The 22,250-nt window shown below is 46.8% G+C and carries 20 protein-coding genes and 1 tRNA gene; 11 read left to right on the top strand and 10 right to left on the bottom strand.

What is annotated here, in order from left to right; genetic code table 11:
* Nucleotides 1-6: 6 nt before the first annotated feature.
* From RIG68_RS19320 to RIG68_RS19300, 5 genes are all read right to left on the bottom strand, one after another.
* Nucleotides 7-1,125: a fatty acid desaturase family protein gene (locus RIG68_RS19320; RefSeq protein ID WP_350125984.1), complete on the bottom strand. Its 1,119-nt coding sequence runs from the start codon at nt 1,123-1,125 to the stop codon at nt 7-9.
* Nucleotides 1,126-1,351: 226 nt separating this feature from the next.
* Nucleotides 1,352-1,753 (bottom strand): hypothetical protein, encoded by a 402-nt coding sequence (locus RIG68_RS19315; protein WP_350125981.1) that lies wholly within the window; start codon nt 1,751-1,753, stop codon nt 1,352-1,354.
* Entirely contained in the window at nt 1,750-2,697 is a 948-nt protein-coding gene (locus RIG68_RS19310) for a M28 family metallopeptidase (protein WP_350125978.1), read from the bottom strand. Before RIG68_RS19310 ends, RIG68_RS19315 begins: the two co-directional genes overlap by 4 nt.
* Nucleotides 2,694-3,263: a class I SAM-dependent methyltransferase gene (locus RIG68_RS19305; protein ID WP_350125975.1), complete on the bottom strand. Its 570-nt coding sequence runs from the start codon at nt 3,261-3,263 to the stop codon at nt 2,694-2,696. The genes RIG68_RS19310 and RIG68_RS19305 overlap by 4 nt, the downstream gene beginning before the upstream one ends.
* Before the next feature lie 143 nt (nt 3,264-3,406).
* Entirely contained in the window at nt 3,407-3,949 is a 543-nt protein-coding gene (locus RIG68_RS19300) for a DUF7010 family protein (RefSeq protein ID WP_350125972.1), read from the bottom strand.
* A gap of 257 nt (nt 3,950-4,206) precedes the next feature.
* Between RIG68_RS19300 and rapA the strand changes: the two genes are divergently transcribed.
* Nucleotides 4,207-7,038 (top strand): RNA polymerase-associated protein RapA, encoded by a 2,832-nt coding sequence (rapA, locus tag RIG68_RS19295; RefSeq protein ID WP_350125969.1) that lies wholly within the window; start codon nt 4,207-4,209, stop codon nt 7,036-7,038.
* 503 nt (nt 7,039-7,541) lie between these two features.
* On the top strand, nt 7,542-8,081 hold the full coding sequence (locus RIG68_RS19290; protein ID WP_350125966.1) for a dihydrofolate reductase family protein: 540 nt from the start codon (nt 7,542-7,544) through the stop codon (nt 8,079-8,081).
* A gap of 90 nt (nt 8,082-8,171) precedes the next feature.
* Here RIG68_RS19290 and RIG68_RS19285 read toward each other — a convergent pair whose 3' ends face one another.
* The 4 genes from RIG68_RS19285 to RIG68_RS19270 are packed head-to-tail and all read right to left on the bottom strand — an operon-like array spanning nt 8,172 to nt 13,370.
* The gene (locus RIG68_RS19285; protein ID WP_350125963.1) at nt 8,172-9,572 is read right to left on the bottom strand and encodes a TolC family protein; all 1,401 of its coding nucleotides are present in this window, start codon (nt 9,570-9,572) and stop codon (nt 8,172-8,174) included.
* Nucleotides 9,569-10,924: an HlyD family secretion protein gene (locus tag RIG68_RS19280; protein WP_350070680.1), complete on the bottom strand. Its 1,356-nt coding sequence runs from the start codon at nt 10,922-10,924 to the stop codon at nt 9,569-9,571. The genes RIG68_RS19285 and RIG68_RS19280 overlap by 4 nt, the downstream gene beginning before the upstream one ends.
* A 4-nt stretch (nt 10,925-10,928) precedes the next feature.
* Nucleotides 10,929-12,674 carry a peptidase domain-containing ABC transporter gene (locus RIG68_RS19275; protein WP_350125960.1) on the bottom strand — a complete coding sequence of 582 codons (1,746 nt, stop codon included), beginning with the start codon at nt 12,672-12,674 and terminating at the stop codon, nt 10,929-10,931.
* Nucleotides 12,675-12,686: 12 nt separating this feature from the next.
* Nucleotides 12,687-13,370 carry a TetR/AcrR family transcriptional regulator gene (locus RIG68_RS19270; protein ID WP_350125957.1) on the bottom strand — a complete coding sequence of 228 codons (684 nt, stop codon included), beginning with the start codon at nt 13,368-13,370 and terminating at the stop codon, nt 12,687-12,689.
* A gap of 185 nt (nt 13,371-13,555) precedes the next feature.
* On the opposite strand from RIG68_RS19270, the gene egtB reads away from it, so the two are divergent.
* From egtB to RIG68_RS19225, 9 genes are all read left to right on the top strand, one after another.
* Nucleotides 13,556-14,821 carry an ergothioneine biosynthesis protein EgtB gene (gene egtB / locus RIG68_RS19265; RefSeq protein WP_350125954.1) on the top strand — a complete coding sequence of 422 codons (1,266 nt, stop codon included), beginning with the start codon at nt 13,556-13,558 and terminating at the stop codon, nt 14,819-14,821.
* Between the two features lie 7 nt (nt 14,822-14,828).
* Complete coding sequence (gene egtD / locus RIG68_RS19260) at nt 14,829-15,809, top strand: L-histidine N(alpha)-methyltransferase (protein ID WP_350125951.1); 981 nt, start codon at nt 14,829-14,831, stop codon at nt 15,807-15,809.
* Nucleotides 15,810-15,882: 73 nt separating this feature from the next.
* Nucleotides 15,883-15,966 (top strand) — tRNA-Leu (locus RIG68_RS19255).
* An 86-nt stretch (nt 15,967-16,052) separates the two neighbouring features.
* Nucleotides 16,053-17,105: a M42 family metallopeptidase gene (locus RIG68_RS19250; protein ID WP_350125948.1), complete on the top strand. Its 1,053-nt coding sequence runs from the start codon at nt 16,053-16,055 to the stop codon at nt 17,103-17,105.
* Between the two features lie 2 nt (nt 17,106-17,107).
* Nucleotides 17,108-17,713: a carboxypeptidase-like regulatory domain-containing protein gene (locus RIG68_RS19245; RefSeq protein WP_350125945.1), complete on the top strand. Its 606-nt coding sequence runs from the start codon at nt 17,108-17,110 to the stop codon at nt 17,711-17,713.
* 85 nt (nt 17,714-17,798) lie between these two features.
* Nucleotides 17,799-18,251, top strand: coding sequence for an arsenic resistance N-acetyltransferase ArsN2 (gene arsN2, locus RIG68_RS19240; protein WP_350125942.1), 453 nt, complete (start codon nt 17,799-17,801; stop codon nt 18,249-18,251).
* Nucleotides 18,252-18,442: 191 nt separating this feature from the next.
* Complete coding sequence (locus tag RIG68_RS19235) at nt 18,443-19,321, top strand: Kelch repeat-containing protein (protein ID WP_193217920.1); 879 nt, start codon at nt 18,443-18,445, stop codon at nt 19,319-19,321.
* A gap of 145 nt (nt 19,322-19,466) precedes the next feature.
* Complete coding sequence (locus tag RIG68_RS19230; RefSeq protein WP_152000067.1) at nt 19,467-19,955, top strand: RNA polymerase sigma factor; 489 nt, start codon at nt 19,467-19,469, stop codon at nt 19,953-19,955.
* A gap of 4 nt (nt 19,956-19,959) precedes the next feature.
* On the top strand, nt 19,960-20,568 hold the full coding sequence (locus RIG68_RS19225; protein ID WP_152000068.1) for a hypothetical protein: 609 nt from the start codon (nt 19,960-19,962) through the stop codon (nt 20,566-20,568).
* A gap of 16 nt (nt 20,569-20,584) precedes the next feature.
* On the opposite strand, the gene RIG68_RS19220 is transcribed toward RIG68_RS19225, so the two are convergent.
* A complete protein-coding gene (locus tag RIG68_RS19220; protein ID WP_350125939.1) occupies nt 20,585-22,249 on the bottom strand; it encodes an NAD(P)/FAD-dependent oxidoreductase in 1,665 nt (554 codons plus the stop codon).
* Between the last annotated feature and the right edge of the window lies 1 nt (nt 22,250).

The raw sequence follows: 22,250 nt of genomic DNA, 5'->3' as shown, positions 1-22,250 counted from the left end.
AAACCTTTAAGGCACAAACACAGCCTCAAGCACTGGCGATGCATCCTTTTTGCCAAGCGCTTTCAGCACTTTGAAATGGCTCGCCACTGCGTCCCGAAGCCTTCGCTTTGACTTGTAAGGATGCCCGAACTCCTCCGAGGTCTCTTTCACAATCTCGGATAGCTTGTCATAGTGTACGTGGCAGATATTGGAAAAAAGATGATGCTCTACCTGGTAGTTCAAACCACCGACATACCAGGACAACAGTCTGTTGTGCTGGGCAAAGTTAGCTGTGGTATGAAGCTGGTGAACCGCCCATGCGTTGTAGATATTGCCGGCTTCGTCGGGTACAGGATATTCGGTGCCCTCCACCACATGCGCCAGCTGGAAAACTACTGCCAGAATAAAGCCAGCTATGTAGTGCATCACAAAGAAGCCCAGCAACACATGCCACCAGGCAAATGGCAGCACCAGCATGGGTATTGCAATAATATAAGTGTAGTATACGATTTTGGTAAATATCAAAACTGACCACTCCTTCAGCTCAGTTGTTTTTTGCTTTTTTATCTGGCCGGCCCTTTTGTACCTGGTCAACCGCTCAAAGTCTTTGAACACAATCCAGATAAACGACAGAAGGCCGTAGAAAAACCACGCATAGATAAACTGAAATTTGTGGAAGGGCTTCCAGTCGGTGTGGGGACAAAAACGAAGTACACCACGTGGTTCAATGTCTTCATCGGTTCCATCGACGTTGGTGAATGTATGGTGCAGTACATTGTGTTGCACCTTCCAGTTGAAGGCATTTCCGCCCACTAAGTTCAGAGAATAGCCTAACAGCGTATTCACCCACTTTTTCTTAGAATAGGCACTATGGTTAGCGTCGTGCATCACTGACATGCCAATGCCCGCAAGGCCAAACCCCATAACGGCACTCAGTGCATAAAACACATAAAGGCTTGAGAAAGAACCTGCAACAATGACTGCGTAGGGGCCGAAATACAGCGTAAACATGGCAATAGTCTTGAAGACCATGGCCGTGTTGGCATTGCGGCTAATGTTTTTCGTTTTGAAGTACTGGTTGACTCGATGATTCAGAGTAGTGAAAAAGTCGTACTCCTTCGACACAAATTTAATGGATTGGCTCATGTAGCTTTTATTGGTGTTTAAGTGACCTTCGCCAGAATGAGTGATCCAATGAAGAGCAACGAAATGAAATAAGATAAAAGGAAAACTGCTGGTAAGAACGAAAATAATTTGGGACGGTATCTGCAATATACCCTTAATAACCGGGCATAGCTACACAAATCTGATATATCTGGCAGGCGGAAAATTGCAGTGACCAGTTAAACCGGAAGCAGACAAGCTCGATTGACTAGCCAAATACCTTTTTCCTGTTCCGCAATAAATAAACTCCTGCAAACAGGAAGGCCAAACTGAGCAACGAGCCCGCTATTCCGAGCTGACCGTGAACATGCCCCTCGGGTATGGGTTTCACAAATTGATTGACAATGCCTAGTAACAACCTTACAAAAGACCATAGAACGACTAATATAGCCCAGAAACTTAGCACACGTATAAATGCTTTCTCCGATTTGTAGAACCCAGCGATAAATAGTGCCAGGATTGCCACAATAAAAACGACTGGAACATAGCTTCCAATCGCAGCATAAGAGATGCCTTTATACAAAAAGAAAAGCAATGTGATTCCCAAAATGGTCACAAACCGCAAATGCTTCACCAGCATGCCAAACCTTCGCTCTTGCACAGCGCTCATAGTATTACTATTTTTCTTATGACGTCCTCAATCATGTTTGAGCAAGACAACAGATACTGAAAGTTGACTGTTTCAAACGTATCATCTGGGCTATCCTTGTAGGGCGTCGAGTCTCTGAAATAGTAGCATTCGCCAGCCCCTATCACATTGTACCCACCCTGAACGAAGGCGTCAAAGTCGGTTGAGCTGTTGTCGTAACCTACCGGATCAATAACGATTTCTTTAAGGGGCTTGCCGTAGGCACCTGCCGTTGTACGGTACGTGTCCAAAAGGGACTCTGAAGCTGAAAAAACTTCCATGGCACCATCATCGTCTGCATCCCAGCCAACCATATCAAAACAATGGATCGAATGTATATTCCATTCACTTTCTTTGATGTGTTTTGCAAAGGCTTTGCTTCCAATCAATTCCTCCTCTTCCTGGTCGAAAAACACAACAATCAGATTCCTGTCTCTAACCTCACTTTTTGCCAGCTCCTTCACCACGCTGTATATCAAAGCAATTCCCGTCGCATTGTCAATTGCACCCGGTGCATTCCTCTTTCCAGTATCATAATGTGCCCCCAAAATAACGTACTCTTCGCTGCTTCTGGTGGCCGGAAGAATTCCATAAATATTAGTGCCTTTGAACGGCTCAAGTAATAAGTCGATAGCGGGATTGAGGTTGGGCGACGAATAATGATTTTCCCGGGGTTCAATGTTCAGAGTTGCAATCAATTCCTTCAAATACAATCTTGCCACAGCCCTTTCTTCTACAGACCAACGACTTTTGATCAGGGTTTTGTTGGCCAATTCATATTTTCCGGACAAATGACCGACAATTGTCCGTTGATATTCAGCCTTGCTTTCAGGCAAGCCCTCGACAATAAGTGCGTCGGATTCCTCACGGTAGTGACAAGAGGATAGCGATAATACTAAAAGAAAGGTCAGTAAGGTATTTCTCATTTCTTTCTCACGATATACATACAATATTTAGTTGTTGACTTATGACCTGATTCGTCATCTTCATACCTGTAAATCAAGGATGAATCATTGAGCGTCTCAAAATCTGGTTTTGAATTGCTTATTGCTCCCTTTAAAATCCTGACTTTGGAACCGGTATCCTGTACACATACGCAAATCAAGCCATTGGGCTTTAGGTCGCTGGCAATTTTATTGATCAAAGAAATTTCTTTTTGCCTGTCACGTTGCTCGAAATGAAAAATGGAATCGAGCAATACAATGTCAAAATCTCCATAGTTATCAAAATCATACATATCACTGACCAATCCAGTAATTTTCAGGCTTTCTGAGTTGGATACTCTAATCATCTGGTCGATGCCGGCTTTTGAGTTGTCAACTCCGGTTACTCTGTATCCGAGTCTTGCCAGGGCTATGGCATCTCTGCCTTGTCCACAACCTAAGTCAAGTAGTTTTCCCTTAGGTTCGTAGCTTTTGAAAAACTCAATCAACTCGGCATATGGCTCTCCAAATAAATTTTCAGTCCTGTAGTATTTGTCGTAGTCAGTCATTTATTGGTTTCCTGATTTTGCCTGGAGTTCGGCGTTCACCGGTTAGCATCCCGGCTCGTGGGAGTGCGGATTTTTATACAGCTATAGCCCGCTCGTATTTAGCCTCGCCTTGCTTGCGGAAACCATAGCAAACGTTGTCATGCTCAATCAGTTGGCTTTCTTTTTCTTAAAATTAGAATTGTAAGGCTATAAATTAATACTATCCCAAAAGGAATTGAAATGAACCTGTACTCGGGAAGCAGATACCAAAGACCGAGAACCAGAATTGTTCTTGTCAGTGCATGAAAAATCCCTACCCAATGATTGATAATCCATGAAAATGGGAGCCACATCAATCCTGTCAAAATTCCTACCGTAAGCGGCAACGACGAATAGTCCACCAGGAAAAATGGAATGGCAATTGAATACACCAATACTGCTTGCCCAACCGTGTAAAAGAAGAGTATGTCAAATTCATTTTTCGGTTTGCTTTTATCCAGGAAATTTTCGCCTGTGAATTTTGATAGAAACAGACCTAAATAAACTATGCTTCCGGTCCCTATGAATATTGACCAAACCGCTATAAAATCAGAGAAAAATATCCCGATAAATCCAACAACCGCCCAAACAATCAACCCGGATAAAGGTGTGGCGATAAATTTTTGATTGGAAAATTCAACTCGCTGTTCTTCAAGTGTTCTTTTCATTCAGTTTTCTTCAAATAAACCACAATAATACACTGTAGCCAGAAGCTGCTGACACTTCATTTCAATTTTTCCTCCAATTATCAAAATAGCTGAAAAACTCTCGCAAAGCTAATTTGTTGGTTTGTAAAACGGCAATATGCCCAAGTACTCAATATATAAGCACCATCATAACCAAAAATTGAAGACCTTTGCGTTCTTAATACAATGACGCACCCCCACCCGGGGCAGCGCTCTATTCACCGAACAATAATTATCCTTTGGAAAACTTCTTTCCCGATCAAAGATGGACGAGTGCCGGCGAGCCCGAGTTGGGCGTGGGTATCGTAACTGAAGCCAGCAAAGGCCGTGTAAAGCTGCATTTCCCGGCAGCTGACGAAGTAAGACAGTATACTGTAGAGAACGCACCCCTGCGCAGAGTGGCTTTTAAGCCCGGCGATTCTATTGCCGACAAGGACAAGCGTCCTATGCTGGTGGAGCGTGTGGAACCGGACGGACACCTGCTTGTCTACTTCGGGCAAGGCAGGCAACTCTCGGAGGCCGACCTTGGTGATGTATCTGTTAAGCACGGGGTGGACGACCGTCTTTTTATGGGAGAGGTCGACACGCCCGAGTTGTTTGCTCTACGCAGAAAAACGCTTTATTACGACCACAACCGGAGAATTTCTCCCATCAATGGGTTTGTCGGGGGGCGGATTGACCTGATACCCCACCAGCTATATATCGCCCATGAGGTGAGCAGCCGATATGCACCCCGGGTGCTGCTGTCGGACCAGGTGGGGCTCGGGAAAACCATCGAGGCCTGTTTGATTTTGCACCGGCTGCTTTTGACCGGCCGCATTTCCAGGGTGCTGATCCTGGTGCCCGACTCGCTGGTTCACCAGTGGTTTGTGGAAATGCTGAGGCGATTTAATTTGTGGTTTCATATTTACGATGAAGTACGATGCGCCTCGCTGGATGGCGGCGCACCCGATGCCAATCCCTTTCTGGATGATCAACTGATCATTTGCAGTACGTCTTTTTTAGCAGGCTCGCAAGTGAGGGCCCGGCAGGCGCTGTCGGCCGGTTGGGACATGCTGGTGGTAGACGAAGCCCATCATTTGGAATGGTCCGTCGACAAGGTCAGCCCAGAGTATGGTATTGTGGAGATTCTGACTAAAGCCGCCAAAGGGCTGCTGCTATTGACCGCCACGCCTGAGCAGCTAGGTGTAGAAAGCCATTTCGCCCGGCTTCGGCTGCTGGATCCGGACAGGTACGCCAACTACGAGGCATTCAAAAATGAACCGCACGACTACAAAGCCATCGCCAATATTGTAGAAGCGCTCTCGTCAGGACAACCCTTGCAGGCAGCCGACACCCAGTTGCTGGAATCGATGTTTGGCAAAGAGAGAATAGCCACCCTGGCAAAAGAAGGTGAAACAGCAAAGAACAACCTTATTGAAGATTTGCTCGACCAGCACGGCCCTGGCCGGGTCGTTTTCCGAAACACCCGGTCGGCAATGAGTGGCTTCCCAAAGCGGAAGGCGCATCTTGTTCCTATCAAAGCAGATGAGCAGCACGACTTGTGGATAGATCGGTTGTCGCAGGAATATGCCCTCGACTCAGAGCCGCCAGCGGCTGATGCCCCCTCGCAGAAGTTTTGGTTCGAAGAAGACCCGAGGGTGAGCTGGCTGGTGAAGCTGATGAAGAAACTGAAGCCGGCAAAGGCAGTGCTCATTTGCAGAACCAAAGAAAAAGTACTAGCCCTGGAGGAAGCCTTAGGAGCGCTCAGCGGTATAAAAGTGGGTGTTTTTCATGAAGACCTTACAATTGTGCAGCGAGATAGGAATGCCGCCTGGTTTGCCGAACCTGATGGTGCCCGGCTGCTTTTGTGCTCGGAAATAGGCAGCGAGGGAAGGAATTTTCAATTTGCCCACCACCTCATTCTGTTCGATTTACCAGCTCATCCGGAGTTGCTGGAGCAAAGAATCGGGCGGCTGGACCGCATAGGACAAACGGAAGACATCCAGATTCATGTGCCCTATCTTACAGGCAGTTCGCAGGAAGTAGTTGTGAGGTGGTTTCACGAAGGACTCAATGCCTTTGAAGAAAACCTGGAAGGCGGCAACCGGCTGGCGCAACTGTTTGGCGACAGGCTGAACGAGGCCACTTTGTCAGTCGGATCACCGGTAGCGAGCAGTCAACTGGCGTCACTCATTAGCGACACCGCCACCTTTCAGCAAGAACTAAAACAGATGCTTGCCAATGGCCGTGACCGATTGCTCGAAATGAATTCCTTTCGACCCGAAGTGGCTAAAAAACTGGTGGAGCAGATCAGAGAGGCCGATCTTGACATGGGGCTGGAGAAGTACATGACGCAGGTCTTTCACCATTTTTCTATCGATATAGAAGACCTCGGCCCCAGAACCTATTTGCTGCACCCCACACAAGCCAATACATACAAATTTCCTTCTCTACCCGACGAAGGCATGTCGGTTACTTTCGACCGGAAACGTGCCCTGGCCAGGGAGGACATTGGTTTCGTTAGCTGGGATCACCCAATGACCACGGGTGCCATGGATATGGTGTTGAGTTTGGGCACCGGAGGGGCCAGCTATGGCGTCCTTCGGGGAACTAAGAACTCTGCCATTCTTTTGGAGGTGCTGTTTGTGCTGGAAACTTCAGGCGGGCAAAGCACGCATGTGGACCGCTTTCTGCCTGCCACGCCGCTCAGGGTGGTAGTTGACCATGGTGGCGAGGATGTAACGGATGATTATCCTATTGAACTGTTCGATCAACAGCTGAGACCCGGGCGGGTCGACGATATGCTGGAGAATGATACTCTTGTAGATGAAATTCTTCCTAACATGCTCAAAGCGGCAACAGCGGTGGCCGAAGAGCTAAAAGCGGACGAAGTTTTGAAAGGAATGCAAGAGATGAGCCTCACCATGAACCATGAAATTGGTCGACTTAAGGCGCTTCACGCTAAAAACGAGAATGTCAGGCCGGAAGAAATTCAGCTGGCACTCGAAGAGCGGGCTAAACTTGCCTCTCTCATCAAAAACGCCCGCATCAGAATGGATGCCGTGCAGCTGGTGAGGGAGGGGGAGTGATTTTGCCCAGAGTCCAATAGTTCAAGCGTCCGCTTTGACTCAGTACACTTGAGCGTCCCGCTTTCATTTGCAAATTGGCTGACAGGCACTGGGGCAAGTTAGCATTTACTGATGGCGGCGAGACGCCGAAAAGATAAATCCACAAGCGAACGCTTGCTGGATTGGGAGGTCTTCCCTATCTCCCTTTCCATTTTTCAACTAAACCGTTATATTTGCCACTGCTTCAGTGCAAACTGAGGGACTTTCAAACATGATCAGATAATTTTTTCACATCTTCCCGTGGCACAAATGGCTTCCTGACTTGCTCAGGCAAGCACATTCCTGCCACTCCCACTACATCAGATTTTCGATCCGGGTTGTTCATTGTTAATGATAACATGGATTCTATTTTGCTTTGGCAAGTGACCTTATCGTTTGCACATCACAATCCGGGAATCATTGAAACCTGATACGCCAGTTTCAATATTGGCATTCAACTATTTTTTTATTCAAACTGATACACCATGCGAAAAATAATATACCACGTAGCCTCAACGCTCGATGGCTACATTGCCCACAAAGACGGCACCACTCAGGGCTTTCTGGAAGAAGGAGAACATGTTTCGGACTACCTGGAAAGCCTGAAAGACTACGACACTGTGATCATGGGCAGGCACACTTATGAATATGGCTACAGCTACGGTCTGCAGCCGGGGCAACCAGCCTATCCGCACATGATGCACTATGTCTTCTCCCGCTCGCTGCATTTTGAAAGTGCCCACGAGCAGGTAAAGGTCATTGACGATAATCAGATAGACGCCTTGCGGGAACTTAAGGAAAGTGTAGGCTCACCGATTTATATGTGTGGAGGGGGAAAGTTTGCGAGCTTTTTGCTCGCCCATAAGCTCATCGATGAACTCAAAATCAAACTGAGCCCGGTGCTTTTCGGAGCCGGCATCAAGCTCTTCGAGGGTTCTGAGGAAACATATCGCCTGAGGGAGCTGAATACAATTGCTTATAAGGGCGGTGTTTTTCTTTTGAACTATGAGATAGATTACCTGTAACCATTTGTTCAACACTACCGAAGCCAGCACCACGGTACTTTATTTAGCACCTGCCGTGGTGCTTTTTTTTTGTGAATGCCAGGAAGCACACTACTCCACTCCCCCAATCTCTTCATAAAGCTTGCCGGTGGCCCACTTGAGCTCGCCCAGGGAGCGGTTGTATTTCGCCTCAAGCTCAATCAGCTTGATTTGCCCCTGTAGTTTCTTGTTTTCCCGGCTGTTGATCAGAAAAATGGAACTCTCTCCATTTTCGAATTTGGTAAGCTCGGCCTGTAGCATGCGTTCATAATTGACTTGCATTTCTCGCTGCTGGTCGATCATTTCTTCCAGGGTATATACTTTGTTATAGCTCTGCTGAATTTTATTGATCACTTCCCTATTCTTCTGAGTGATCTTTAAGTCATATTCCTGCTGCTTGATCTTGACGATCTTGAGCTTTGCCCTCTCCTTTCTTAAAAGCAGCGGAAATACAAAATCTACGCCGAGCTTATAGTTGTTGTCATAATTGGCTATCTCCAAATCGTTCTGACCGGCGAACAGCATATTGTAATTCACGTCAATCACAGGCTTTAGCTGATCGCTGCTCAATTTTCTGTCCAGCTCAAGCACATTGCTTTCTATGTTCAGCTTCTTCAGGTCGGGGTGATTGGCCAAAGCCCAGTCGAGGTAGCTGTCGAGGTCAGGAGCAACAGTGCTGTCCTCAGGATAAGGACGCAACGCTACCACATCGAGGCTATCAACCCAAACAAAGTTTTGCATAAGCAGCGTACTGTTTTGCAGGTTGAGCTCGGCCTCTCTCAGCTCATTGGACCATTGCTGCACCTGAATCAGCATCTCCACACTGTCAATCGTAGCATTTTCTCCGCTAATAGCTCCCTGCCTTACGCCTTCAAACCTTTGTCTGATAAGCCTTAGGTTGGTTTGCATGGCCTCCCTCTTCATATGATTTTCATACCACCACCAGTAAGCATAGTTGGCATCCAGAAAAAGGTTGTTGAGCACATTGTTCGCTTCGTTCTCAAACGCCAGTGCCTCATATTTGCCTTTTTGAAGCCCGATGGTTCGCTCGTTTCGGATCAAACCCTGCCCCACGGGCACCGAAACGCCCGCATAGTAAAGCCCATCCACCGGCACCGTGTTTTCCGGGCTGAGATACAGGCCCTTGTTTCGCTCATACCCCGCCTTCAGGTCCACATTAAGCAACGTGGGCACCTGCACATAAGTGTTCCAAATATCGTAGTAGTTTTTACCGTCAAAGTTTTTTCTGTTGAAATCGGACACGAGCTTTGGATCAAAAGCTCCCCTCGCCAGGTTGACCGCAAGGCCTCCCCGTGTATTGAGCAGAGTGGCCTGCCTGGCAATGGGATGGTGCTCGTTCACCAGCTCATAAAACTCGCCCAAGCTCAGCCAACCGGTTGCGGCTTGCTGCGGCCAGGCCATATGACCAGCTCCCAAAAAAGCTAAAATGATAAATAACCTCAGTTGTCTCATTTTGATTTTTTGTCGGGATTGTAGGCTGTTTCCTCTTTGTAGAAATCGGGAGGAAAGCCGTTCAAATTTCTCCACAACTCGTACCAAACAGGTACTTTTTTGAGCAGTGCTATGCCATACGTGCCGGAGCCCAGCCTTAACAATTGCGGCCACTCGGCCGTGTTAGGGTCGGGGGCAACAAGCACCCTAAACTGGCCGTTCGCACTGGCCGCTTTGTCGTAAGCCACAATCCGGCCGGAGTAGGTGCCAAACGACATGCCCGGCCACCCGTTGAAAACCAGGGCTGGCCATCCGTCGAACTGTAGCTGTACTTTGCGACCCTCTTCTATCAGCGGAAGGTCAATCGGCCGCACATACATTTCCACAGCGAGGTCAAAGTTGGTTGGGATTAAACTAAAAACCGCCTCCCCTTCTTTCACCGTCTCCCCAATTCCGGTGATCCTTGCTTTCGTAACGTAACCATCCTGCGGAGCGGTGATGTAATAAAACCCCGACCTTTTGGTGTAACTTGATTGCTGTATCGAAAGTTTGTTGAAGTCGCCCTCCGCTTGCAAGGCATCGGAAAGCGCCGACATGCGGTCGGATTTTGCTTTCGCTATTTTCTCCGAAAACTCGTTTTGTATGACACTTAAATTAAGCTTTGCATTGATGAACTCATTCTTGCTGGCCAGCCATTTATTTTCAATAGAAATCTTCTTGTACAAAGCCTCCTGAAGCTTCTGCTTTCTCTGTTCCAGTTCAGTCAGCGACTTCAAGCCCTGGTCGTACAACGTCTGCTGGCGGTCGAACTGCTTTTGCGCTATTTCATAATTAACCAGTGCCGTTTCAAAATCGATACTGTCCGATAGCACCTTCAACCTCGACTGATTGAAGTAGTTTTCTGCCTGCTCTGCTTTCAATATTTGATTTTTCTGCAAGGCCACAATCTGATCAGCCAGGGCCCGGGCTTTGTCCACATATGTGTCTATCGACGCTTTTTTAGCATCCGTCTGATTAGTTGATCGCTCAATGAGCTGGGGATCCAGGTATTCTGATTTGACTTCCGAAATAAATACGATGGTGTCGCCTTTTCTAACCAACTCGCCCTCACGAACAAACCAATTCTCAATTCGCCCTGTGATCATCGAATGAATGTTTTGTTCCCTATTTTCGGGGCGAAGCGTAGTGAGTTTACCCCGGGCCCTGATATTTTGCGTCCAGGGGAAAAACAATATCACCAGAAAAGCAAAGAGAAGCGCCGACAACAGGTAGACCAACCTCCGGGAAGCAGATGTTTCCATCACATCCTGATAGGCCGACTGGTCCTTAAGTACCTTATCACGGTTGATCGAATTATTTGAAATGTTTAACATTGGTCTACTTCTTTTTGGGCTGCTTCGTGTTAGCCCTTGTTTCTATGTCCACTATTTTCCCGTATTCCATGGTAATTACTTTATCACATTTTGAGAGCATGAGCGGGTCGTTGGTAACTGCCAGTAATGTCCACTTGGCGTTGGAATCCGTCAGTATGGAGCTGATATGTTTTCTGTCTTCAAAGTCCAGCCCATGCATTGTGTGATCCATCACAATCAGCTTAGGCCTCTCTGAGATTGTTCGAGCCAAAATGATTTTCTGCCTGGTACTCGTCGAAAGGCCCTGGCCTTCAGGTTGAATCATGGTATTGAGCCCCTTGGGAAGTGACCTGAAATATTCACCTAAGCCGACCTCTTCTATGGCCCAAAGCATGTCTTCAATGTTGATGCCCTCCTTTCCAACTGTGATATTCTCCTCCAATGTGCCGTAGAAAAGATCCTGCATGCCCAGGTTGTCACCAATAAAAGAGCGAAAACTCATAATATTGATGTCGCCCAGTGGTATGCCATTGAAGTGGATCGAACCGCTATAGTCATTGTACAAACCTGAGAGCAACGCCAGTAACGTTGACTTGCCCGATTGATTGACGCCAGTGATACACACTTTTTCGCCCACGGCCACCTTGAGGTCTACTCCATTCACAGCAGGCTTGTTAGTACCGGGAAATTGGTACGTAAGTCCCGTTACTTCCAGAGAAATTCCTTTTCCTTTTGCGATTTCATTTAAATCAATGCCCTCATCACTCTCCAATTCTATGTCAGTTACCTGTCCCAGCTTTTCCAGCCCCGTAAGTACGTCATACACCGTTTCCATACTAAGAATAAGTTTCTCAGAAGAGTTAAGTACCAAAAGAATGATGATCTCCGAAGCTACAAATTGCCCCAGGTTGATTTCCTGATTGATGACCAGAATGCTGCCCAGAATTAAAATACCACAAGTAACAATAGTTTTGAAGGCTACAATGTTCGAAAACTGCAGAATGAGGATATTAAAATGCTGCTTTCTGAACTTGAGATAGTTGCTGACATAGTAGTTCATTTTATCGATCGGCAGGCTGGTCTTTCCAGCAAGCTTGAACGTGCCCATCACCCTGGCCAGCTCTTCCAGCCAATGAGCCACCTGGTACTTGTACTTCGATTCCATGATACTGGTCTTAAGCCCTCTGGATCCCGTGACAAGAAAAATAAGGGACATAAGGCCAATGAGTACAATGCCAAAGAAAACGAAGAAAGGGTGGTAAAAAGACAACAGAATCAACCCAAACAAAATCTGAAGAACGGACGTGGATGCGTCTATTAAAATCTTGGGAAGCCCTTTTTGAACGTTCAGTGTATCAAAAAAACGGTTCATCAGCTCTGGCGGGTAAAAACCGGAAATGGCCTCCATTTTAAATCTGGGAATGCGATAAGCAAACTCGAAAGATGCCCTTGTAAAAATACGTCGCTGAAGCAATTCAGTAAGCGACAATTGAAGGATTTGTATGATGCCGGCGGTGGCCACTCCCAGCACAACAATAAAAATCAGCAGACCCCAGGAAGAGGAAAATTCAGCACTGGTGACAAAGCCGATGATCGCCTGCACGCCCAGTGGCAGCGACAGATTGATTAGTCCATAGAAAATCGCATAGGCGTAAATAACAAAGATCTCCCGCTTGTCGAGCGACAGCATTCTGAACAAACGCTTGACGGGTGATAATTTTGATTCATCACCTACACTCTTATTTTCTATGTTGAGGCCGTCACCTTTCATTTTGGATATTTTTTACTTCAGCAATTTAGAAATCAATACGTCAATAAAGCGGTATACCTGATTTTCCACACTGTCTTTACCATCCCTCCTTATCTCAGTAAGAGACGGCAAATGCAACGCAAAAAAAGCTTGCTGATGTGACGCTTCGAGAATTGTGCTGGCAACAGCATGGGGGTACTCGAAGGACGGGCTAATGGCCGAAATAGTCAAAGCAATTTTATGACAAAGCGATTTAAACCCCATGAAGAGCCCCTGGTTATTGATCTCGTCCACTTTTTTGGTGAGGTAGGTTTTGTCGGCCTCACTCACCACCACATGCCGCAGACAAACGGTGTTTACGCCCGGCATATCTATGCTCGAATCACCCTGGTCGGCATGACAAAGAATTTTAATAATTTCTTTAAGCTTGACCACTTTATCCTGGATATGATGGGTTTTGTAGTCGATCATATACTCCAGCCAAGCCCAATACCAGGAAGTGAGGTATACCAGCAGCTTCAACTTGTTTTCAAAATACCTGTAAATCGAAGCCTCAGTCGAACCAATACTTTCCGCAAGCTTTTTGAATGTAAACTCCTCAAAGCCCAGTTGATCAAGCAACTCAATACTCGCTGAAATTATTTTTCTGCCAAGCTCAGTAGACTGAGGGTCTTTACTATAATACTTTTCTCCAATTTGGATAGTAACCACTGACATATTCAAAAGTAAATGTATCTATTACGATAGTAATACTATTACGAACAAAACTCCGAATTGTTTATGTTTTTGCGAAAAAAAAAATTTCCATGCGCTTTTTCTGCAAAATGTCGTGACGCTTCTATTTCGCAGGAACCATAGCGGGCTAAAATGGTTTTACTTTAAAGCAATAGCTAAATTCATCTATGGAACTGATAGAAAGCCCAACCCTTCAACTAAAAGAGTCATTCCAGCAGGTAAGAACCCAATCGGAAAAACTATGTACGCCACTTCAAAGGGAAGATTTTGTGGTTCAGCCGGTTGTGGACGTAAGCCCACCCAAATGGCACCTGGGCCACACCACCTGGTTCTTCGAAACCTTTATCCTGCAACCCTATGTAAAGGGCTATAGTGTCTTTAATGATGCCTACAATTTTGTATTCAATAGTTATTATGAATCAGTAGGGAAGCGAGTCGTGCGAACCGACAGAGGGAATCTTTCCAGGCCAACTGTGGCCGACGTATTCGCTTATAGAAAACATGTGGATACACACTTGTTGCCCTGGCTACAAGACAATGAAAACATACCGGAGCGGGCTGCCACCCTTCTGGAGCTTGGCCTTAACCATGAGCAGCAGCACCAGGAATTGCTATTGACAGACATCAAATATATTCTGGGCAACAATCCATTGCAGCCAGCATACAAGCAATCGGTCATAGCAAAATCGACTGCTACCAATGATTTATCCTTCTCAGAATTCCCGGAAGGCATGCACACCATTGGCTATCAGGGAGAAGGCTTCTATTTTGACAATGAAAAAGGCGTGCATAGGGTTTTCCTTCACCCTTTTGCGATTCGCAACAGCCTTGTTACTTGCGGCGAATACCTGGAGTTCATCAAAGGAGGCGGCTATCAGGACTTCCGGTGCTGGCTGTCGGACGGATGGGCCTGGGTGAATGCTGAAAAGGTGGAAGCGCCTATGTACTGGCACAAAATCGATGGCGTTTGGCACCAGTACACACTCGGAGGTCTTCAGGCAATCGACCCCTCACTTCCGGTGACACATGTCAATTATTATGAAGCAGAGGCCTTTGCCCGCTGGGCCGGCCTGCGACTGCCCACAGAGTTTGAGTGGGAGGTGGCTTCACATCTGTTAAGTCCTTCGGTGCTATCAACTTCTAATTTTGTCGAAAGCGAACGCTATCACCCGGTGGCGCAGCAACCGGACAACCTACAGCTATTTGGCGACACCTGGGAGTGGACCCAAAGTGCCTACCTGCCCTACCCCTATTTCAAAACGGAGGAAGGGGCAGTAGGGGAATACAATGGCAAATTTATGGTCAACCAAATGGTGCTGCGGGGGGGATCATGCGCTACTCCAGCCAACCACATAAGGGCCACTTATCGCAATTTCTTTCAGGCAAACTTGCGCTGGCAGTTTACGGGCATCAGGCTGGCCAAACACATCTAAACCAACTATGGAAAAAGAACTTAATGAGGAAGTAGTACTTCCAACCGACACCTTTGCGTCCGAAATAGATGCTGGGCTCTCAGCAAGCCCCAAAGCCATTTCGTCGAGGTATTTCTACGACGCAGAAGGGGACAGGCTGTTTCAAAAAATCATGCAATTGGATGAGTACTACCTCTCCAGGGCCGAGTATGCCATCTTTGATCAAAACAAGGAGCTGCTGCTTCAGCATTTCGCTGACCAGGGAAGAGCCTTTCACATGATGGAATTTGGTGCCGGTGACGGTTGGAAAACCAAGGTATTGCTGCATCATTTTGTTCAACAACATGCGGACTTCGACTACCGGCCGATCGACATATCAGGCAATGTGCTGGAGGAATTGGAAAGCTCACTCACGAACGAACTTCCGTCGCTACAGGTGCAAGGCATGGAAGGTGAATATTTCGAAGTGCTAAGCCAAATGCAAAAGACCGATGAGCAGAGAAAAGTGGTGCTGTTTCTGGGCTCCAATATTGGCAATTTCAGGCAAAAGCAGGCTATCGGTTTCCTTTCCACCCTCAGGGCGAGCCTGACCGACGGCGACATGGCACTTATTGGCTTCGATATGAAGAAGGATCCTCATGTGATACGCAGTGCCTACGACGATGCGCAAGGCGTTACGAGAGACTTCAATATGAACTTGCTGAGAAGGCTTAACACCGAGCTCGGCGCCAATTTTGATTTGGCCAGGTTCAAACACTACCAATCGTACGACCCAGAGTCAGGTGAATGCAAGAGCTATTTGGTTAGCACCGAAGAGCAAGAGGTAACTATGCAAGCCTCACAAGCTGCCTACCACTTCAAAAAATGGGAGCCTATACATGTAGAAATTTCCAGGAAGTTTGATTTTGAAACGATCAACGAGCTAGCTGCCAGCAGTGGGTTTGATGTCGTAAAAAACCTCCGGGACAAAGATGAATATTTCACTGATTCGCTCTGGGTGGCCACCTGATAGTTTACCAGAGAAAATTCTTTGTGATTAATTAACACTGGTCTATCTTTGCACTCCCAATTGAGGTTTTAATGCGCAAGTGGTGAAATTGGTATACACGCTACTTTGAGGGGGTAGTGGGCGTTAGCCCGTGGGGGTTCGAATCCCCCTTTGCGCACTTCTTTTCTATCTTCCCAAAACTTTTTTATTTCCACTAAAATCACCCATATTTGTGCGATAAATAACACACTGATTCTTAGTGAAATGAGCCTAAATATAGCCCTCCTAAAAAAAATCTGCGAGACACCAGGTGCCCCAGGATACGAAAAAAAGGTTAGAGACCTGGTAATTAAAGAGGTCGCTCCGTTAGTCGACACAGTGGAGGTAGATAACATCGGCAATGTTATCTGTGTAAAAAAAGCTAAAAATAACAAGGACAATAAAAAGATAATGGTTGCCGCACACATGGACGAAATAGGCTTTATTGTGAAGCATATTGACGACGCCGGCTTCCTCCGCTTTCATACCCTTGGCGGCTTCGATCCTAAGACACTAACTGCCCAAAGAGTCATCGTTCACGGGAAAAAAGACCTTGTTGGCGTGATGGGAACCAAGCCGGTGCACGTAATGAGCGCCGAAGAAAAAAAGAAGCTCCCAGAGACCACCGATTTCTTCATCGACATGGGAATGGACAAGGACGAAGTGGTAAAATATATCGGCATTGGCGACTCCGTTACCCGGGAGAGAGAATTGATTGAAATGGGAAATTGTGTTAACTGCAAGTCGATTGACAACAGAATTTCCGTCTTCATTTTGATTGAGACGCTCAGAAACATCAAAAATTTTCCTCACGACATTTATGGAGTATTTACGGTTCAGGAGGAGGTTGGCCTCAGAGGTGCCCAAATAGCAGCACACTCCATTAATCCCGATTTTGGCCTGGCGCTCGACACCACCATTGCTTTTGACGTTCCAGGAGCGCAAGCCCATGAAAAGGTGACGGAACTTTCGAAAGGTGCCGCTATCAAAATCATGGATTCATCAGCTATCTGCGACTACCGAATGGTGGACTACCTGAAAAAGACCGCCGATAAAAACAAAATAAAATGGCAGCCTGAAATTCTTACCGCAGGCGGTACCGATACGGCCTATGTGCAGAGAATGGGTAAAAACGGCGCTATTTCGGGCGCTATATCCATCCCTACCCGCCATTTGCATCAGGTAATTGAAATGGCCCACAAAGAAGACGTACAATCGTGCATTAATTTGCTCTCTTCTGCGTTATCAGAGTTAGACCAGTACAACTGGAGCCACTAACTATGAAAAGACTATTTCTTTTACTGTTTTTAGTAAGCAGCGTTATTTTGGGCGGCTTTGCTCAGCAGCCTGCCACCGTGCAAATTACCGGTAGCCTGCTCGACAAAGAAAGCCTGGAGCCGCTTCCATTTGCCACCGTGCTGGTGAAAGGCTCCTTCCACGGCACTATCACGAGCTCTCAGGGGCTTTTCACCTTGCTCGTCCACCCCACCGACACGGTGCAGTTTTCGATGGTGGGTTATAAGACTTCGGAGCTTGTCATTCCTGCAAGCATGACCGAAAGCCGCTATGCCATGCTGGAGTTAATGGAAAAGTCGACTGTAGTGCTCAAAGAGCTCAAAGTCTATCCCTGGCCCTCTGCATCACAATTTCACTCAGCCTTCCTTGGTGTCTCCCTTCCACCAACTGAGCAAGACAAAACCAATAACATGCAGAAAGAGCTAGAAGCAACTATGAGACGCTCTTATGAATCGGAAAAATACTACGATGAACAACTAAAGAACCGGCAAATCTATCAGCTGACAGGCCAAATTCCCCCTAATCATTTCCTCGACCCCGTGAGGTGGCTGGACTTCATAGAAGAGCTAAAGAAGAAAAACCAAAAATGACTGACCTCTCAGTCGGTTAAAAGCCTCACCTAAGGCTGGATTCATACACCAAATGCCATTACATTGTGTACTAAATGGCTTTACTATGAATACTACGTTATTTTCAATCCAGTTCCGTTCAATCACAACAAGTGAATTAGCAGTGGCGACAGCATTATTGGGTGAAGCGTCACTGGTGGTTTCCGATATTTCGGAAAAGGTGACGTTGTTCGGCCTGTTCGACGGCCAAACTCTACTGGCCCTGGGAGGCCTGGAGGCGTATCAGGACAAGGCCCTGCTTCGCTCGGTTTGCGTGCCCCCTCAGAAAAAAGGAAAAGGATATGGCAGCCATCTCGTTCGATCCATTGAAAATGATGCAATGGCCAATGGCATTACAGATTTTTATCTGCTTACCACCACAGCCGCTATATTTTTTGAAAGAGCAGGGTACCAAACAGCCGACAGGAATACCGCACCTGATGTGATAAAAAATACTTCCGAATTTTCCGACTTATGCCCCTCCTCTGCTGTTTTTATGCACAAAGCGCTTGATTTGTAGGCCAAAGGCAATAACTAATCGCATTTCTCATGGGGAATCCACCTAAATTGGCTAAATAAGCATATTGATTTCCCAGTCTTGCTATGTTGAGTCAATTGCCCAAAAGCCTACTTATCTTTCTTCTCATATTTAGCAGCGGTTGCAAAAGCCTTCGCTTACCATCTTCGGTTAAAATCCTTAGAGGCCCGAGCATGCCAACCGGCATATTTGAGATGGGCTACGCTACCGATGGAAAAATTATCTTTTCTATTGGGGGAACCACGTTTCTAGGCCGAGCAAGGCAATCTGTTGGAGAAGTCTATTTGTTTTCGCCTTTTGCCGGAGGATGGGAAAAGGCCCATTTCAATGACAAACCACTTGTAAAGGGGCACACCAATAGCGTATATCTACCAAATTTCAACATAATAGTATCCACTGGCTTCGCCGACATTCAGAAAGGTGACTTTTACACTTTCCCCCTTGAAATCCTTGACCTTAGAGACTACCATATCGACTACCTGCGAAGCAATCCTCACTGGGCTCAGGGAAGCCAGGTAGTTCACTGGAATAGTAAAGCCTATGTTTTTGGGGGGATAGCCTTCGAGGAAGACGGATCATCACACTTCTCCAATCGTATGGTTAGCTACAACCCTGCATCCGGTGAATGGGAAGACCTGGCGCCGATGCCTTCCGCCCGTGGTACTTACGGAGCAGTGGTTGGCAATAGCCTGTATACTTTTGGTGGGTTTGACAACGAACACACCTACGCAGACATATGGCGCTACGATTTTGAAGGAGATTTTTGGGAAACCGTGGGATACTTGCCTTACGCCGCCAGCCATTTCTCCGTTGCTGCCAGGTATCCCTACATATTCCTTTCCAATGTAGGGCAGGAAAACAATGTTATCGGCCGGATAGACATCAGAGACGGCTCGTTCAAGGAGTTTGAAACCTGGATGACAATCGTATCCCCAGGCTCAGCTATCATAGGCGATTATTTGTATATTTTCGGGGGCACCTGGGACGAAGGGAGAACAGCCAGCAACAAAACTTTCAAAATACCATTGACCGAACTGATGATGGAGGAGTGATTGTCAGCACATCTCCTGGCTATGAAAACAATTTTGTCCTTTATTCTCCAACTGAATAAATAAGCTTACCTTCTGCGTAAAAATTGCAAAAGCCTGTAATTATAGCTCAAGAGCCAATACCTATTACCCAAACCAAATCAACCTAATGCCCCACCTTCAGTCGGATCTTCAGGCGCAATATATGTCGCTGGTAAAAGAGAATGCCGGCATTATCTATAAGGTCATACGGCTTTATATCGATAATACTGAAGACCAAAAGGACCTGTACCAGGAGATCGTTCTTCAGGCATGGCATTCCTTTACAAGGTTCGACGGGCGTTCCAAATTTTCTACCTGGCTATACAAAGTGAGCCTGAATACTGTGCTCACGTTCAGGAGAAAAAACAGCAGAATACCTACTGATGATTTAGAAAAGGCATCAGGCTACGCACTGCCTGGTGACAAAAATGATGATACAGAAATGCTCATGATGGCCATCAAATCGCTTGGAGAAACGGACAGGGCAATCGTTTCTCTCCATCTGGATGGTTACGAAAATGAGGAAATAGCCGAGATCACCGGTTTGACTAAGAATCATGTGGCGGTCAAACTCCACAGGATCAAGCAGCAATTGACCAAAAAATTAAACGGCTAAGGGTATGGACTTGAAAAAAACATGGGATAAAATGCAAATGGATCAGTTCTCCATGGGGATACTGGACGACAAGGATATTCTGGAAGCCATGCACAAAAAATCGCACGGCCCTGTCCAGAAAATACAAACCGGGTTTACTATCAAACTGGCCTTTATTGTCGTATTTACATTTATTTTCCTTTACATCGGCATCAAAATAAAAGAGCCTCTGGTGAGTGGCTTGCAGTTTTTTATGGCAGGCGTTTATTTCACCGCTTTCTTTCTATTCTTAAGCCAGAATAAGAGAATCAAGGCGGGCATTCCCATGGACGAGGGCCTGCTGACCAACCTGAAAAACTATCATGCGTTTGTAAGTAAGGTGTTGCGACAGGAAGAAAGGATCGCACTCTTCATCTATCCTGTGGCTCTTACGGCAGGCTTTCTACTGGGCTTTACCACTCAGGCGACTCTCGATGAGTTTTTTGAAAGTCGCACGGCCATTATTTTGCTTATCGCTTGCTGGATCGTGCTCACCCCACTCAGCCACCTGCTGGCCCGGTGGATGAACAAGGTGTCATTCGGCAAATACCTGAATGAGCTGGAGTCACATATTGCTGAGCTCGAAAAAGAATAGCACTCCCCATCGCAAACTAGATCTCTTCCAGGTACCTGTGCACAAAGCTGATGGCCATAGCGCCCTCTCCCACAGCTGACGCCACCCTGTTCATCGCATTCATCCTCACATCGCCAGCAGCAAAAATGCCCGGTTGGCAAGTTTCCAGCGCAAAGGGTTCTCTTGCTTGTTTCCACTTCTTTTTAAAATCAGGAAACTGCACCAAATCACGGCCTGTGGCAATAAATCCCTTTTCATTTTTGATGATAAGATCGCCCAACCATTCTGTGTAAGGCTTGGCGCCAATGAAAATAAAGATCGCCCTTGCTTCTACTTTACTTTTCTGGCCGTTCGAAATATTGGATAGCTCAAGCTGGGTAAGTCGCTCATTCTCACCAAAAGCTTCTGTAACCTCGGTGCAAGGCACGAGTTCAATGTTTGGTGTTGCGTTGATCTGATCGATGAGGTAGGATGACATGGTAGAAGTAAGGTCTTCCTTGCGAACAACAATGAATACTTTTCTGGCGAATCTTGAAAGATACATGGCGCCCTGCCCGGCAGAGTTGCCGCCCCCTACCACAAACACATCACCATCTTTGCACGCAGCTGCTTCGGTGGTGGCAGCGCCGTAGTACACGCCCGCCCCGGTGAATTGCTCCAACCCTTTGGTATCCAGCTTGCGATAGTCCACACCGGTTGTTATCACTATACTCTTCGCATTGATGACACTTCCATTTGCCAATGTGATAATTTTGTAAGGATCCTTTACCTCCACTTTATTTACTGCTTGTGGAGATAAAAATTCAACACCAAACCTGGTGGCCTGCGTGATTGCTCTCCTTGACAGGTCAGCTCCGCTAAGCCCGCTTGGGAAGCCGAGATAGTTCTCAATTCTTGAGCTGGTACCTGCCTGCCCACCAGGGGCACGTCGCTCAACCAGCAGGGTTTTCAAGCCCTCCGAGCCACCATAAACCCCGGCGGCCAGGCCAGCCGGTCCGGCACCTATGATCACCACATCGTACAGCTCTTCCTTAGCCCGGGGATTCAGGCCAATACTTTCAGCCAAAGTTTCGGCAGTTACTCCCTTCAACACCGTGCCATTGTCCAAAACCACAGCGGGGAAATCCTGCGCAATCAAAGCATGCAGCGTAATAAGCTCTTTGGCTTTCTCGTTGGTTTCCACATCCAGCCATTGGAAGGGAAACAGGTTACCGGAAAGAAAATCCTTCAGTGAGTGGGTTTTAGGACTGAATTGGTACCCAAGGATCCTCAATCCGTCAAAATCCGGAATATAGCCCGCTTGCCACTCGTCCAGAAGGTCGTTGAGGATCGGAAAAAGCTTTTCTTCGGGCGGATCCCAGGGTTTCATCAGGTAGTAGTCGAGCTGCACGTCATTGATGGCTTTGATGGCTGCGTCGGTGTCGGAATAGGCGGTTAACAACACCCGCTTCGCTTCAGGGAAGATCACCCTGGCCTTTTCCAAAAAAGCCACCCCTTCCATTTCAGGCATGCGCTGATCGGAAATAAACAATGCTACTTCCTCACCAGCCTTCTTTATATCCAGCAGTACCTCCAGGCCCTCGTTGGCCGACTCGGTATTCATAATCCTGTAGTCGTCACGAAACTCATTACGCAAATCTCTGCGTATCGCTTTTAGTACCTGAGGGTCGTCATCAACCGAAAAAATAACTGGCTTCTTCATT

Source organism: Imperialibacter sp., from assembly GCF_040222385.1.
Taxonomy (GTDB): domain Bacteria; phylum Bacteroidota; class Bacteroidia; order Cytophagales; family Cyclobacteriaceae; genus Imperialibacter.
This window is presented reverse-complemented; position numbering and strand designations above follow the sequence as displayed.

Excerpts from the sequence above, each read along its gene's own strand:
- RIG68_RS19320 (WP_350125984.1), bottom strand. The coding sequence starts at position 1,125 with ATGAGCCAATCCATTAAATTTGTGTCGAAGGAGTACGACTTTTTCACT.
- RIG68_RS19315 (WP_350125981.1), bottom strand. The coding sequence starts at position 1,753 with ATGAGCGCTGTGCAAGAGCGAAGGTTTGGCATGCTGGTGAAGCATTTG.
- RIG68_RS19310 (WP_350125978.1), bottom strand. The coding sequence starts at position 2,697 with ATGAGAAATACCTTACTGACCTTTCTTTTAGTATTATCGCTATCCTCT.
- RIG68_RS19305 (WP_350125975.1), bottom strand. The coding sequence starts at position 3,263 with ATGACTGACTACGACAAATACTACAGGACTGAAAATTTATTTGGAGAG.
- RIG68_RS19300 (WP_350125972.1), bottom strand. The coding sequence starts at position 3,949 with ATGAAAAGAACACTTGAAGAACAGCGAGTTGAATTTTCCAATCAAAAA.
- RIG68_RS19290 (WP_350125966.1), top strand. The coding sequence starts at position 7,542 with ATGCGAAAAATAATATACCACGTAGCCTCAACGCTCGATGGCTACATT.
- RIG68_RS19285 (WP_350125963.1), bottom strand. The coding sequence starts at position 9,572 with ATGAGACAACTGAGGTTATTTATCATTTTAGCTTTTTTGGGAGCTGGT.
- RIG68_RS19280 (WP_350070680.1), bottom strand. The coding sequence starts at position 10,924 with ATGTTAAACATTTCAAATAATTCGATCAACCGTGATAAGGTACTTAAG.
- RIG68_RS19275 (WP_350125960.1), bottom strand. The coding sequence starts at position 12,674 with ATGAAAGGTGACGGCCTCAACATAGAAAATAAGAGTGTAGGTGATGAA.
- RIG68_RS19270 (WP_350125957.1), bottom strand. The coding sequence starts at position 13,370 with ATGTCAGTGGTTACTATCCAAATTGGAGAAAAGTATTATAGTAAAGAC.
- egtB (WP_350125954.1), top strand. The coding sequence starts at position 13,556 with ATGGAACTGATAGAAAGCCCAACCCTTCAACTAAAAGAGTCATTCCAG.
- egtD (WP_350125951.1), top strand. The coding sequence starts at position 14,829 with ATGGAAAAAGAACTTAATGAGGAAGTAGTACTTCCAACCGACACCTTT.
- RIG68_RS19250 (WP_350125948.1), top strand. The coding sequence starts at position 16,053 with ATGAGCCTAAATATAGCCCTCCTAAAAAAAATCTGCGAGACACCAGGT.
- RIG68_RS19245 (WP_350125945.1), top strand. The coding sequence starts at position 17,108 with ATGAAAAGACTATTTCTTTTACTGTTTTTAGTAAGCAGCGTTATTTTG.
- arsN2 (WP_350125942.1), top strand. The coding sequence starts at position 17,799 with ATGAATACTACGTTATTTTCAATCCAGTTCCGTTCAATCACAACAAGT.
- RIG68_RS19235 (WP_193217920.1), top strand. The coding sequence starts at position 18,443 with ATGCCAACCGGCATATTTGAGATGGGCTACGCTACCGATGGAAAAATT.
- RIG68_RS19230 (WP_152000067.1), top strand. The coding sequence starts at position 19,467 with ATGCCCCACCTTCAGTCGGATCTTCAGGCGCAATATATGTCGCTGGTA.
- RIG68_RS19225 (WP_152000068.1), top strand. The coding sequence starts at position 19,960 with ATGGACTTGAAAAAAACATGGGATAAAATGCAAATGGATCAGTTCTCC.
- RIG68_RS19220 (WP_350125939.1), bottom strand. The coding sequence starts at position 22,249 with ATGAAGAAGCCAGTTATTTTTTCGGTTGATGACGACCCTCAGGTACTA.